Annotated in this window: 10 protein-coding genes; 5 read left to right on the top strand and 5 right to left on the bottom strand. The window is 49.0% G+C overall.

Annotated features, from left to right (window positions below):
- The first annotated feature begins 126 nt into the window (after nucleotides 1–126).
- From INP77_RS11220 to INP77_RS11205, 4 genes are all read left to right on the top strand, one after another.
- The gene (locus tag INP77_RS11220) at nucleotides 127–666 is read left to right on the top strand and encodes a YfiR family protein (RefSeq protein ID WP_194749156.1); all 540 of its coding nucleotides are present in this window, start codon (nucleotides 127–129) and stop codon (nucleotides 664–666) included.
- A 6-nt stretch (nucleotides 667–672) separates the two neighbouring features.
- A complete protein-coding gene (locus INP77_RS11215; protein ID WP_194749155.1) occupies nucleotides 673–2,748 on the top strand; it encodes an EAL domain-containing protein in 2,076 nt (691 codons plus the stop codon).
- Nucleotides 2,749–2,820: 72 nt separating this feature from the next.
- Nucleotides 2,821–4,095 (top strand): OmpP1/FadL family transporter, encoded by a 1,275-nt coding sequence (locus INP77_RS11210; protein WP_194749154.1) that lies wholly within the window; start codon nucleotides 2,821–2,823, stop codon nucleotides 4,093–4,095.
- 173 nt (nucleotides 4,096–4,268) lie between these two features.
- Nucleotides 4,269–5,741: a porin gene (locus INP77_RS11205; protein ID WP_194749153.1), complete on the top strand. Its 1,473-nt coding sequence runs from the start codon at nucleotides 4,269–4,271 to the stop codon at nucleotides 5,739–5,741.
- Nucleotides 5,742–5,802: 61 nt separating this feature from the next.
- On the opposite strand, the gene INP77_RS11200 is transcribed toward INP77_RS11205, so the two are convergent.
- The 3 genes from INP77_RS11200 to INP77_RS11190 form a co-directional block, all read right to left on the bottom strand.
- The gene (locus INP77_RS11200) at nucleotides 5,803–8,400 is read right to left on the bottom strand and encodes an EAL domain-containing protein (protein WP_228518893.1); all 2,598 of its coding nucleotides are present in this window, start codon (nucleotides 8,398–8,400) and stop codon (nucleotides 5,803–5,805) included.
- A gap of 276 nt (nucleotides 8,401–8,676) precedes the next feature.
- Entirely contained in the window at nucleotides 8,677–9,336 is a 660-nt protein-coding gene (locus INP77_RS11195) for a pyridoxamine 5'-phosphate oxidase family protein (protein WP_194749152.1), read from the bottom strand.
- Nucleotides 9,337–9,622: 286 nt separating this feature from the next.
- Nucleotides 9,623–10,078, bottom strand: coding sequence for a hypothetical protein (locus INP77_RS11190; protein ID WP_194749151.1), 456 nt, complete (start codon nucleotides 10,076–10,078; stop codon nucleotides 9,623–9,625).
- Between the two features lie 300 nt (nucleotides 10,079–10,378).
- Between INP77_RS11190 and INP77_RS11185 the strand changes: the two genes are divergently transcribed.
- Nucleotides 10,379–12,625, top strand: a complete 2,247-nt coding sequence (locus INP77_RS11185; RefSeq protein WP_228518892.1) for an EAL domain-containing protein — start codon at nucleotides 10,379–10,381, stop codon at nucleotides 12,623–12,625.
- A 25-nt stretch (nucleotides 12,626–12,650) separates the two neighbouring features.
- Here the strand turns inward: INP77_RS11185 and INP77_RS11180 are convergent, their stop codons facing one another.
- A complete protein-coding gene (locus tag INP77_RS11180; protein WP_194749150.1) occupies nucleotides 12,651–13,385 on the bottom strand; it encodes a hypothetical protein in 735 nt (244 codons plus the stop codon).
- Between the two features lie 206 nt (nucleotides 13,386–13,591).
- Nucleotides 13,592–14,026, bottom strand: coding sequence for a hypothetical protein (locus INP77_RS11175; RefSeq protein ID WP_194749149.1), 435 nt, complete (start codon nucleotides 14,024–14,026; stop codon nucleotides 13,592–13,594).
- Between the last annotated feature and the right edge of the window lie 52 nt (nucleotides 14,027–14,078).

Here is a 14,078-nt window from a genome sequence, read left to right as displayed (position 1 = left end):
CGCAAGGTATGATAGGCATTGCATCAGACGGTAAGCTGGTCATGGCAATGCCTTAAAACTGGCCCGCAACCCATTTTAATCTAAACCGTTCGATCAGATCCCTCACCCTTTTGGAGTCAGATCAAGATGATTTCAGCGCGCCAGTCTTGTTTTTTTCCACGCTTGCTGCTTCTCCTGCTTTACCCCTGCTTTATCCAGCAAGCACATGCCAGCGTGGAAGAGGCACGCACCTCAAAAAGTGAGTTACTCTACAATCTGGCCCTGTTGAGTCAGACGCCTTATCGCCCACGCCAGGAGATTTACACGGTATGTGCGTTTGAGGAAGACATTGGCCATCTCAAGGCCACCTCGCTGGAATCGCAAAAATTACAACAATCTCCAATTTTTTTGGTGACGCTGAAAACACAAGCCGATGTGAAACGCTGTAATTTGCTATATATTCAAGATGTCGTCTCACAAAAGCCGTTAGAATTGCAGCAGATTATTCAAAAAGAGTCCGTGCTCACGGTTGTTCATCAGGGCAACAAGTTTGCCGAGTTTGGCCATGTAGAAATCAGCGAGCTAGACAAACGCTATCAGTTCATGCTGCGTTTGGGCGCAGCCAAACAGGCCGGCATCGTGTTCGACTCCCGCTTGATGAAACTGGCGACTAACCTTATTCAGTGATTTTGTATGTTAAAACTGCTGCCTCACCTCAAGATTGCCCATAAACTGCTGCTCACCGAGCTGGTGATGACACTGAGTATGTTTCTGGTGTTTATCGTGTTTGCATTTGGCAGCCATTATCACAATCTGCGCACCCACATGATTCGTGACATTCTGGTGCAAACCCAGGTCGTAGCCACGTCGATTGGACCCGCGGTCATGTTTGGGGAGGTCAACTCACTGACCAAAACACTGGAACCGCTGACGGATAATCAGAATATCCGCAGCATCACGATTTTTAACCAGCAACAACAAGCGATCCAGCAACTTTATCCGCAACATCCACAATCCACTGCCGTCTGGCATTGGCTCTACCCTTTTTTCAAGGATCTGGAAGTTGAGACGCCTATCGTGGTGAATGAAAAAACGGTGGGCACCTTGCAAGCAACCATCAAGCAGGCGCAAATTGTCGATGTGCTGATTGGATTTGCCTGGTCTAACGCCATTGCGGTCCTGGCAGCCGCGCTGGTCGGCTGTCTGATTATCTGGCGACTTAACCGCAATATCGTCAACCCGATTCACGCCTTACAAAGCTTTGTCAGCAATATCACTCGCAATCATCACTATGACCAACGCATCAGCATCCGCAGTCAGGATGAAATCGGCATGCTAGGCCATGACATCAACAATATGCTGGAAAGCATCCGTCAGCGTGACGCACAGCTGCAAACCGAACTGGAACATCGCAAAGTCATTGAAGAAAAATTGCAGTTCCTGGCGCACTACGACAAAAATACCCAATTACTGAACCGTCACGCGTTTGAAGAAGCGATTACGCGTAGAATCACCGCTTCCTCCAATGGCCCAGCCAATGTGTACCTGCTGTTGTTAGACTTGGACCGCTTTAAAATCGTCAATGATTCGTTTGGCCATAACACCGGGGACAAGTTGTTGCTGCAAGTGGCGCACCGCCTGCGCGGCAACCTGGCACAAAAAGATGCGATTTTCCGCCTGGGTGGCGATGAGTTTGCCATTCTGCTGGATGCCGCAGGCCGACAAACGATAGAGCAAGTCTGCAAACGGATTATCCAGACGATTTCTGCCCAATTTATCGTCGATGACCATGAAATTAATATTGGGGTCAGCATCGGCATTGCGCAATTGAGAGCCGGATTCGACTCTAAAACCGAAGTGATGAAGAACGCGGATGTGGCGCTGTATCAAGCCAAGGATGCGGGTCGCAACACCTATCGCTTTTACAGTGAAATGGATGAAGCCAATACCTCCGAGCTACGCAATCTGCGTGAGGCGCTGCACTTCGCGCTGCAAAATCAGGAGCTGGAGCTCTATTATCAGCCCATCATCCATACACAGCTGTTGAAAACCATCGGCTTTGAGGCCTTGCTCAGATGGCGTCATCCAACCAGAGGTTTACTTAGCCCTGACCAGTTTATCCATCTGGCAGAAGGCTCGGGCCTGATTATCAGTATCGGTGCCTGGGTGATTCACCAGTCACTCAAGCAACTGGCCATGTGGCAAGAGATGTTTGACCAGGATCTGTTCATGAATGTGAATATTTCTTCGCGCCAGATTGATGACGATAGCCTGTCAGACACTATCCGCCATGCGCTGGATTTTTACCACATTTCGCCACGCACCCTGAACCTGGAAATTACCGAATCCATGGTCATGCGTAATATTGATTCTGCCAAACAAATCCTTTACTCACTGAAGCAGTTAGGCATAGGCATTGCGATTGATGATTTTGGCATTGGCCACTCGTCAATGAACTACCTGAAACAATTGCCGGTAGACATTTTAAAAATTGACAAGCAATTTACGGCGGGCATTCCGCATGACAAAGTCGATATCGCGATTGTCGACGCGTTGGTTGCGTTAGCGGTCAGCCTCAATTTAAAAGTGGTGGCAGAGGGCGTGGAAAGCGCAATCCAGTTTGAATACCTGCAATACAAACTCTGCCATCATGTGCAAGGTTACTTGTTCAGTGCGGCCTTATCTGCGAGCCAAACCACCACGTTTATGGCAGACTTCCCGGAAAGCATTCCGGCAGTGTTCAGAAAAATTGCGAGTGCAGAAAATTAATGCCTTTGATCACGCCTCATGAGTGTAGTGATCAAGCTTAAAAAAATCAAAAAAGTCGTTTTAGGGGGATCCATGTTACGTTTGAAATCTACCAGTTTCTGGCTGGGGCTGGCTTTGGTCAGCACCCATCAAGTCACTGAGGCAGCAGGCTTTGCCTTATCCGAACAAAGTGGCAGCGGGCTTGGGAATGCCTTTGCCGGAGCGGCTGCCGTGGCAGAGGATGCCAGTACGATTTTCTTCAACCCGGCTGGGATGACTTACCTGGAGGGGCGTCAGATCGTGGGTGCAGTTAACCTGATTAATGTCAGGGGAAATTTTGATAATCAAGGTAGTCAAGCAGCCAGAAATCCATCTCTAAATGGAGAAGGCGGTAATTTGGGCAGTTTTGCAGCGATTCCCAATCTTTATTACAAGCAGGACATAAACGATCAACTCAAAATCGGCCTCGGTATTGGCAGCCCATTTGGACTCAAAACCGAATACGACAACAACTGGATAGGCCGCTTTCAAGCCATTAAATCCGAGCTTAAAACCGTCAACATCAACCCATCATTGGCCTGGAAACTCAATGACCAGTGGTCATTGGGATTTGGCGTGTCTGCCATGTGGGCACAGGCAGAGCTGACCAGTGCAGTGAATTTAGGGGCCGCAGAATCATCGATTAAAACCAAGGGGGACGACTGGGGATTTGGCTACAACCTGGGCGCCATTTATCAAGTCACGCCCGATACCCGGCTAGGTTTGGCTTTCCGTTCAAAAGTCGACCAGCACTTGAAGGGAGAAGCGCGCTCCCCTTTCACGTTGGCCAATGCGAGTCCATCGAGCACATTGAATACCGACATTACAGCAGATTTATCCTTGCCTGAGACGCTTTCGCTCAGTAGTTTCAGCCGACTGGACGACCGTTGGGAGCTACTGACAGACATCACCTGGACACGTTGGAGCCGCTTTCAAGCCTTAAGCATCATGCGCGATAATGGCTCAAATACTGCTATTGGGACCACGCAGGAACACTGGAACAATACCTTACGTTATTCGGTCGGGCTCAATTATCATTACTCAGACACACTTAAACTCAAAACCGGCATTGCTTACGATCAAGAAGCCATAGACAAGCAACATAGAACCCCCCGCATTCCTGGCAATGACCGTATCTGGCTGTCTTTGGGTGCGAGCTGGCAATATAGCCATGAAACAAAACTGGATGTTGGCTATGCACATTTGTTTATCCAAGAAGCCAGTATCTATGACGACCAGCGGGCGCTTACTCCAAGCAGGGGGCTGGTGGCCGGTCAATACAATGGCAGTGCTGATATCCTCAGCCTGCAGTTTAACCACCAATTCTAAGGCTTAAGGGCGCTGCGCGCGCAGCGCTCAACCGAGCTCCCACATTTGTGACAAGTCAATTATGACGGGCGTAAGCTTCATGTAAGCCGCATGTCATCTAATCGTCATTTGCCAGCACGAGAATGCGTTGTCTTGTGACAACCCGCAATATCGCATAAAACATTGAGATTAAGATGACCATCAGACATTTTTTTAAACTGGCATTACTTCCAGTCGCAATCGGTCAGGCCCTGACCGCCCAGGCAGAAACGCCTACAACGTCCGCCAACCAAAACGATCAGGCACCAAGCTCGTTCATGACTCGTTTCATGAATGATGACAACCCGTTGCGTCTGGACTTCAACGTCGGAGACCATCCATCGAACGTACAAGTGTATGGCATCATCGATATTGCGCGCACCAGTGTTAACCACTCGTTGCCTGAAAACTACGAATTACCTAACAACTTCTATCCTTACAATGGTGCAAAAATCACACCAAGAACCACCTCAAGAACCGAGTGGGTCAATGGTGGTTTGCAAGCCTCCCGTCTGGGCATCAAGGGCGAAGTCGGCAAACTACAAATGTGGGATCGTGACTTTAAATTCATGTACCAGTTTGAAGCTGGCTTCAACCCGCTTGATATGAAGTTGCATGATGCGGCACAGACGCTGGCAGACAACTCCGGGACCAACGCTAACTCCAGCGTCAGCGCCGACTCCTCCATGAACGGTGAGTTATTTGCGCGTCAGGCCTGGGTAGGGATTGATGGCGGCAAGCTAGGGCGTGTGTCATACGGTACCCAGTACAACCCATTTTTTGAAATCACCAACCCTTATGACCCGAACAGCAAGGCAGATACCTTCTCGCCCTTGGGTGAGAGCGGCACGATTGGCGGCGGTGGCGGCATCTCCGAAAACTCCCGCATGAAAAACACGGTGAAGTATGGCAATACTTACGATGTTGAAGGGTTAGGTAAGGTCAACTACGCCGGCATGTATCAGTTTGGCAATACCGCAGGCACCTCCGAGGGTTATGGCTACACCGGTCAACTGGGCTTTGAAAATAGCGTATTTGGCGTTCAGTTTGCCTTTAACGGCTTTAACAATGCCGTCAAGGCAGGCTCTGCTGCCGCTGGCAATCCAGCCGCCAACGACACCATTACTGCGTCCCTGTATAACACGGAAGCCACTTTAATCGCGTTGAAGTGGACGCCGAACAAGGAAATCAAATTCACAGGCGGCTGGGAATGGTACCGTTTGAAGCCTTCATCAGACCGGACCATCAAATACAGCAAACTGTTTGACCAGACTGTATTTGGCGGCGTCGCCACCTCTGCATTACAACCGGGCTATAAACAAGATAACAATGTCTACTACATTGGTGCCAGCTACGACTTTTCGCAGCGCATCCCAGCCCTGGCAGGTCTGACAGCTTCTGTCGGCTACTATGCAACCCGGTTTGATGCGATTGATGGCCCAACAGTCTCTACCAACTCACAAGGTAAAATTGACACCTGGACTTCAGTGATTGACTATAAGATCAACAAGCGGGTTGATACCTATGTTGCTTACACCAATAACCACTTTTCAGGGGACAAGTTCCCGCGTTCGACCTGGTATCAGGATGTGAAGGCGGTAGGTGCCGGGGTACGTTTCCGGTTCTAAGTTCGCTGCCTGTTCATAAAAAGGCCCAAGTCGTGCTTGGGCCTTTTTTCATATGTGCGAACTAACCCTGCAGCAGCGCAGCTTCTTGCCGCGATTGTTGCACCAACATTTGCTCAAAGGCCTCAGCAGGCACAGGCGGGGAATAGAAAAATCCTTGGGCAAAATCACAATGGATATCCATCAGCAAATCACGCTGCAGTGCGGTCTCCACCCCTTCAGCGATCACTTTCAGGCCTAGCTTATGCGCCATGACAATGATGGCCTCACACAAGACATAACTTTCATTGCCCGCATTCAGGTTACGGGTAAAGGACTGATCAATTTTCAAATAATCAATATCAAATTTACTGAGATAAGAAAGCGAAGAATAGCCAGTTCCAAAATCATCGATCGCAACTTGAATCCCCAAGTCGCGATAGTACAATAAGCGCTGCTCGACGACCGGGTCGGGATTCAGTAACAAGCCTTCCGTAATTTCAACCACCAGATGCTTGCCTGCCAGTGCGTTATCCTGCAAGATTTTTCCCCAGTCATGATGAAAGCGTTGCGGGTCAACGAATTGCACCGGAGACTTGTTGACGCTAATGGCAAATGCCTCCCCCACCAGCGGCTGCCATTTAGACGCATGCGCGACCGCCCGAGAAAAAATCCAATTACCCATCGCAACAATGTCCCCCGTTTCTTCGGCCACGGGAATAAAGAGCGCCGGACTGATCAGTCCGCGTTCAGGATGTTGCCAGCGCATCAGCGCTTCGGCTTTGACGATCTTGCCCGTGTTCAAACTGACAATCGGCTGGTAGTAATCGCGCAACTCATCCTTTTCAAGGGCCGCCTTCAGGTCGCGTGCCAACATCACGCGTTGCGACATGGCCTCTTTAATCGCTAGCGAGAAAAAGCGCAGGTTATTACGGCCCCGACTTTTTGCCTCATACATGGCCTGATCCGCATGCTGTATCATTTCTTCAGCATTGACGGCATCCTCGGGATACTGGCTGATGCCGATACTGACCGTGACATAGACGCGCTCCCCGCCAAGAATGGTGGCTTTAGAGATCTCCTGCATCAACTGCTGGCCGAATGCTTGCAAATCGGCACAGGCAGACTCTGGTGCAATAATGGCAAACTCATCCCCGCCCAGCCTGGCCACCTCCATATGATCATACAAGCATTGGCGTATCCGTTGGCCGATCTCAATCAACAACTCATCCCCATGCCGGTGACCGAGCGTATCATTGACCTCTTTAAAGCGGTCTAAGTCGAGCAACAACAGGCTGAGTTTTTGCTGTTGGGTTGCCGCCTCGGCAATCGCCTCTTTGAGGTGGCGATTGAAATAATGGCGGTTAGGTAATTGGGTCAGGCTATCATAATTGGCCTGTTGCCAAATCGCAGCATCGGCCTGCTTTTTATCCGTGATATCAATATGCGTACCGCGCATCATCCACGGCTGCCCGTCGGCTGTACGCGAAATCAGCCGCCCCCGATCTGCGATCCACAACCAGCGCCCGTCTTTATGTTGCATGCGGATATCGCACTCATAAAAGGCAATCTCGCCTTTGAGGTGCTGTTCAACCAAGGCCATGGCCATTTTCCAGTCATCCGGATGCGTCAGACGTTTTGGCGCCTCTACGCCTAAAGGCTGGATCTCCTCGAGTTGATATCCCAAAATTTCTGCCCAGCGATGATTAAACTGGCACGCTCCGGTTTGTACATTCCACTCCCAGGTGCCTGCACGCGTCGCATCAATGATTTCAGTCAGACGCAATCGCTCCAGTTCCAGCTCGGCACGCTTGCTTTCAATTTCAGCGGTCTTTCTTTTCACCGCGAGTCTTAGCATAAACACCAGCAATACCAAACTCACGGCAACGATGAATGCCACAGCCAACATCCATAACGCTTGCCCTTCATAGAGGTCTTGCTGCAAGGGACGGCCCTTCCATCGTGCCTCAATCGCAGCCATTTCAGCCGGGGTGATGGCCGCCATGCCCTTTTCAATCAAGGCCAGAATGGGCTCATTGCCCTTTTTTACCGCCCGGTGAAATTCGCCATGATAAAGGGTAAAAGCACGCAGTATTTTTTGATCCGCCTTTGCGCGATACAGATAATAGCTAGCCGGATAATCATCCATACACAATATCTTGATTTCGCCCTTGAGCGTGGCGGTGATCATCTCTTCATAATTGTTATATAGCCGAAACGATTGAACCCCGGCTTGCTTCAGGTGAAAAATACAGCCATCGCCTTTTTGCACACCGACGGTAAAGCCACTCAGATGGCTGGAAGATGCCAGGCCACCTATGCTTTTATGCGCATAGATGCCCACCGGGAGCGTGGCATAAGGGGTACTGAAACTGAAGCGCTGTTCACGTTCGGGATCCTGATAAATCATCTCGATCACATCAGCATGCCCGCTCAACAATTGCTGTAGCGCCTGCTCCCAGACCATGGCAAGCAGGGTCACCTTGACCCCGGTTTTTTGCTCCCACAACTTCCAGGTATCCACCACAATGCCCACCGTATTGCCATTTGCGTCCTTAAACAAATAGGGCGGGTAATTATCATCACTGATAACAGTAATGGTCTGCTCTGCACATCCGATACCGGGCTGCATCAAGCCCATGAAGCACAGCATGCAACCAGCAAGTATCGATACCTTTCGCATGGCGAAATACCGTAGAGATCTCTTTGCACCCTGATGAATCACGTTGACGCCACCCCCGCGGCACCATAGAGATGGTCACCTTATAGATTGATAACAATTCTATGTCGAACAATTATTTATCTTGAGAAATATGATGCATATCGTACATTGATAAAGATACATGAAAATAGCAAAGGCCTCTATCAGAAAACGCAAATCTATTTGCGTTCTGCTGAGAGAGGCCAGTGAATACTGCTTTCGCAGAGTCTATGAGAGCCTTATGAGGTCTGGTGTGAACTAAGCATCTGGTGCACCAGCCTTGATCCTGGCGATCCAGTCTTCCACCTGAATAAAGCCTGCTTGTTGTGCTTTTTGTGCATCGGCTTCAGAGATCACGTCTTGCACAAACTCCAACCGTTTCCATTCAGCCAACGGGGTTTCGCATTGTGCAGAAGGGACGTAGCGCGAGGCACTCTCCCGCTGATAGCGGTGAATATAGCGTGGACAGTTTTGCCAGAGCTCGGACAAACTTACCTTGACAACAAACTCAGCCTCTTTGTAATGCGCCAACAAAGCTGGATCGGTTGAGACCTCACTGACGCCCTGCAAGCGGATACGATGCGGGCGCTCAAATGAAATAAACAGCAGCCCTACCTCACCATTACCCACCATATTGCCTACCGACAGCTGCATACCATTCCCATTGTAGATCGGGAACATCAGCGTCTGGCTGTCCAGCACGCGGACAAATCCAGGAAATCCACCTTTGTAAGACACCGTAGGTCTGCCATTGTGGTCCACCGTAGACAGGAAAAACATATCCAGTGACTCAATAAAGCCCTTGGCATCCTCATCAATTTCCGTTTTACAGGCAATTTCCTCAATACGGTCAGCCAGTTTTCTGGTGCCCTGCGCATCTTGCACCTGACGATGTATCTCTCCGAATAAGCGACTCATAATTCCCCCAATTGGTTAAACGTAGGTTTGCAGCAATCAATCCATTGACTGCAGCTATCTTAGCTTGTTTGGCGCATCATACTTGATTTAAACGGCACTATGTATGGTCTGAACAGTGGTTTAAACGAAAGGGGAACGATGTCTACAGGCACAAAACCGGCAAGCATCGCAGACGGGAAAAGACAGGCGCGCTCAAGCAGGTGATGCCTAATGCTGTTTCACCGCAGAGCCACAAACATCAAAAAGCCCCAGTGAATGAGGGGCTTTTGATGCGTTTTTGATGATGTTAGGACTTGAAAAACTGGATAGGAAAACTGCGCTTCTGATCATCCACACAGAGTCCATCACCAATCACGTAGACGCTACCGAGCAAGCCATCGCCCTCAATATTGATTTTAAAGTCACAATTAAGCACGGCTTTTTGGTTAGCAATTAAAAAGCTTTTGCCTGAATAGGCACGACGAACCACTGCATCAGAGGCACTTTGTGCATCCACCGTACGGATCACCGGGGCCACCGTACTGGTGGCGGTCCACTTGCCTGCAAGCTTGCCATAAGGTGACTCGTCGAAGTCGATATCGCCATCGTTACTAATATCATTAATCATGATACTTCCCGTATAGACCGCCCCATCCGTACCGATCAATTGCGCTTTATTTTTATAGACGCCCAGCTTTACCATGTTTACAGAACAGCCCGCCAACAGCAATATCGCTGCCAGCAATACACCCATTTTTTTCATTCACCGGACTCCCTTAGCCAGTTATTTATTCAATGCACACCCTCATGCGCAGCCTTACCGGTTAACACCGTTATGATTAGTCTAACAGTCCTTCACTTATTTTTGATGACAGGTGCTTTCCGTTGCAGGCATAAGTTTGACGCCTCCGCGAACGCGCATTACCCATCATAGTCTAACTTAACGCATACTCACAGTGTTATATAAAAAACTGTATAAAAGCCTTTATATTTTGCATTTCACGCCGTTATAGTCACATACAATTTACAGATAAATTATCCAAAAACCATTGGGGGTTGAATCATGGCTTGCCGCAGAGTGAAAGGGCTATGTTCGGTCGTCCATATTCTTGGTCGCCTGTGTCTGATGCTAGGCATAGGTTTTAGCGGAGCAATGCTACAGGCAGAAGAGATTTTGCCAGGCGAGTCACCGCCTTCAAATACACTGGCACTTACGACACAAGAGCGTGATTGGCTTCTGCAGCATCCACGCCTTAAGGTCGCAGTGAAAAGTGGCTGGATGCCCGTAGAGTTTCAGCTGGAAAATCACAACCATGCCGGTGTATCCATCCAGTATCTGGAGCAGATCAGCCAGCTCACCGGTTTAACATTTGTTATTGTCAACGATCATGACAACCTCACACCGGCTGACGCGCCGCTCATGACAGGGATACGTGGTCAAAATCCGCCAGCCGGCTTTCAATTGCTCAAACAACCCTATCTGGTCACAGCCAATGCCATTTACATGGCCGCTAATCACCCCCTGGCACATCATGAAATCAACTTGAGTGATCTCACAGACAAAACGGTTGCCGTATTCAAGGGCGGCCCCGTCGCACAAAAACTTAAAAATGAAGTCCCCACGATCAAAATCAAACTGATTGATATCGCGGATGAAGCGTTTGATGATTTGGAGTCGGGCTATGTCGATGCCTACGTTGGCAATGAGCTGGTCCTGGACTATCACATCGACTTGCATAAAATCCAGAACATCAAGAAAGTAGGCATCACCGCTATCACCAGTGACGTCTGGATGGGGGTAGACGCAAATCTGCCAACATTGGTCAGCATACTCAATAAAGCGACACAACAGATTGGCACCAATCCGCCCGAGATTATGAATACCTGGAAAGCCTCGCCTGCGCCAGAGCGGACACAATACCTGATTGCGGTCCCGGGAGTGCTTGCCTTGCTTTTGTTTCTGCAACTGCTAAAAGTCTACCGCAGCAGCAAAAAACAGGCGGTGGCCGCACAGCAGGAGATTTGGTTCCAGGCTAATCACGACTTTCTCACCAAGCTCCCTAACCGCTTTCAGTTAAAAAATGAAATTGACCAGGCCATGCAACAGGCCCGCGAATCCAAGCAGTCCCTAGGGGTCATCATTATTGATCTCGATAACTTTAAGCAGATTAACGATACGGCTGGGCATGCTTTTGGCGACGAAGTGCTGATCCAGGTCGCCGCACGCATACAATGCATGATACAACCGCCTAGCCTCACCGCCCGCTTTGGCGGAGATGAGTTTTTGATGATGCTGCCAGGCATTGATCAAGCAGCTCTACAGGCTTTGTGTGAAAAACTATTGCAAGTAATGTCGCCACTCTTCGAGGTTCAATCCAAAACAGTAAGCGTGTCTATGAGTATAGGGGCGGCGCTTTTTCCCGACCATGGTCAAGATGCCGACGAGCTGATTATGTTTGCCGACCAGGCGCTGTATCAGGCCAAGAAGTCAGGAAAACATCAATGTGTGCTGTTCAATCAGGCCATTTATGAAGAGTTTGCACGCAAAATGCAACTGATCGAGGCGCTTAAAGAGGCCATTCCCCAACAGCAACTGTCACTGCATTATCAGCCCATCTTTCGCTTGAGTAATCTGCACTGTGAAAAACTGGAGGCCTTGTTACGCTGGCAACACCCGCAACTGGGCATGATCCCGCCAGACGTGTTTATCCCCATTGCAGAAGAACATAATTTTATTATTGCGCTTGGCGAATGGGTGTTTGCACAAATCATTCAAGACCTGCAACAGATCCAGCAACAGTTTGGCAAGGTAGAAATCTGCATTAATATTTCGTCCCTGCAATTTGCACACCCTGCCAGCCTTGAGCAATTTCTCGCCACCCTCAAAACAGAATATATTCCCGGAGAACAGTTCTGTTTTGAAATCACTGAACGCCTATTGCTGGACTCCTCAGTCAATACAATGGCGATGCTCAGCAATCTGCATCATGCGGGGATCAAACTGGCGATTGACGACTTTGGGACGGGCTATTCCTCGCTCGCCTATCTGCATAAATTCATGATTGATTATGTCAAAATCGACAAATCCTTCATCAGCAGCCTGACAGAAAATGAAAAAAATCAGGCCTTATGCAAAACGATGATTTATATGGGCAATCAGCTCAATATCAAACTGATTGCCGAGGGCGTAGAAACACAGGATCAAGAAACCCTGCTCAAGCAGATGGGCTGTCACTACTCACAAGGTTACTTAAGAGCAAAACCGCATCCACTGATTGCTGTAAAAGAATCGCTCATTCAGCAAGATTGAATCGCATCAGATCGTTAGACCACCCTTACTGAATGGCACTGAGCCGATCAATCTCGAGGTTGTTCTCTATGGTATGACATTGCAACACTTCAGCATCACCCTTCACCAGCGTCAGCTTCTCTACCGTATTGATATTGCTGGCAAACTTGCCATCCAATTCGCCACATTTTTTTGTACGGTGGCTGGCAAAACTCAAATACTCTTTTTTTCTGCCCTCAAGCTGAACGGCTGGCACCGCGCTATCGTTCATATAGGCCGCATAGGCACTTCTGAGCCTGAGTTCGGATACACTCCAGATATTAAAAACAATCATTTTTTTGGAGCTGTCTTTTTGTAAATTCTCTTCACTTGTTGCTGCAGGCACCGGATTCGCTGCCACATGTGCATGGGGTGCTACAACTGTCGTTGAGGCTGGCTGCTCGGTGGCTGGCTCAGGCGATGCATTTTTTTTGTGAGCAAGGGTATCCGTTTTTTTGCTCGCTTTTTTCACCGGCATCTCCTCTGACTCAGGGGCTGGCGTCGTCTCAGACACAGCCTGTGTCAGCTCGCTGGTTACTTGTGCGCTCACCTCGGGGGCAGCCACGGCAGAGACCTGATTTTGAATACGCAGGGTTGCTGCACCGCCCTCTTCGCGCTCCTCACCCTTGATAATCAGGCCGAGCAAGATGACGATCAGCACACCTATCAATAGCACATTGATTTTACCAATCTGGATTTCGCCACGCTGAGTAGGCGCAAAATGATATAAGCAGTAGATCATGGTAGGCAAACCCTTATCCCCAAGGGTTGTGTTTGATGTTGAAGACAATGCATATTTCCACAAATTCGATCAGGTATAGTTTTACGCCAATAGGATATGCAATCTCTAACAATGCCTTAAAAAGAAATAAATTTCAATCATTGCCATTATGTTTACACCCTTTTTCATACATTCTCACTAATGCGTAGCCAATCAAGGCAGCGCATTTAAGCCATCACACGTTTGACTGCACGAAAATGAACCGCCTGCACAGGCAAATGAGCAGTTGCAAGATAAGTGCGGGCAAGGGGTGCCTCTTGCTGCAAGCGCGGCTCTGCAGACGAAGCTATCTCTTCCCCGGCTTCCTCACGGAACAAGGCATCTCTCAAATGCGTATCCGCACCAGCCTCATTGATCATGGGCGCATTCGTGTAAGTCAACTTGCCATTGAATCCCACAAGTACTTGAGTATCAGCAGGCACGATCGCTGTCGCTTCCACCGCCTTTGCATGCACTTTGACTGACGTTGAATCATCTACCGACAGAATCGTGAAGTACATTCCTATGCACATCACAATTAAGGCCGCAGAAACCGCGCCCATTGTAATGGCAAGTAGAGAGAGTGCACTTGTAAATGTACGCGGTGATGTTGTTTTTGGCATATTAACCTCCCCAATCACTGATGACTGTTTTCACACAGCCTCTATGATCCAA

The sequence above is a fragment of the Methylophilus sp. 13 genome, from assembly GCF_015354335.1.
Taxonomy (GTDB): domain Bacteria; phylum Pseudomonadota; class Gammaproteobacteria; order Burkholderiales; family Methylophilaceae; genus Methylophilus; species Methylophilus glucosoxydans.
The sequence above is the reverse complement of the archived record's forward strand: the minus strand, read 5'-3'. Positions and strand labels throughout refer to the sequence as shown.

Excerpts from the sequence above, each read along its gene's own strand:
- INP77_RS11205 (WP_194749153.1), top strand. The coding sequence starts at position 4,269 with ATGACCATCAGACATTTTTTTAAACTGGCATTACTTCCAGTCGCAATC.
- INP77_RS11210 (WP_194749154.1), top strand. The coding sequence starts at position 2,821 with ATGTTACGTTTGAAATCTACCAGTTTCTGGCTGGGGCTGGCTTTGGTC.
- INP77_RS11195 (WP_194749152.1), bottom strand. The coding sequence starts at position 9,336 with ATGAGTCGCTTATTCGGAGAGATACATCGTCAGGTGCAAGATGCGCAG.
- INP77_RS11220 (WP_194749156.1), top strand. The coding sequence starts at position 127 with ATGATTTCAGCGCGCCAGTCTTGTTTTTTTCCACGCTTGCTGCTTCTC.
- INP77_RS11190 (WP_194749151.1), bottom strand. The coding sequence starts at position 10,078 with ATGAAAAAAATGGGTGTATTGCTGGCAGCGATATTGCTGTTGGCGGGC.
- INP77_RS11215 (WP_194749155.1), top strand. The coding sequence starts at position 673 with ATGTTAAAACTGCTGCCTCACCTCAAGATTGCCCATAAACTGCTGCTC.
- INP77_RS11175 (WP_194749149.1), bottom strand. The coding sequence starts at position 14,026 with ATGCCAAAAACAACATCACCGCGTACATTTACAAGTGCACTCTCTCTA.
- INP77_RS11200 (WP_228518893.1), bottom strand. The coding sequence starts at position 8,400 with ATGCGAAAGGTATCGATACTTGCTGGTTGCATGCTGTGCTTCATGGGC.
- INP77_RS11180 (WP_194749150.1), bottom strand. The coding sequence starts at position 13,385 with ATGATCTACTGCTTATATCATTTTGCGCCTACTCAGCGTGGCGAAATC.
- INP77_RS11185 (WP_228518892.1), top strand. The coding sequence starts at position 10,379 with ATGGCTTGCCGCAGAGTGAAAGGGCTATGTTCGGTCGTCCATATTCTT.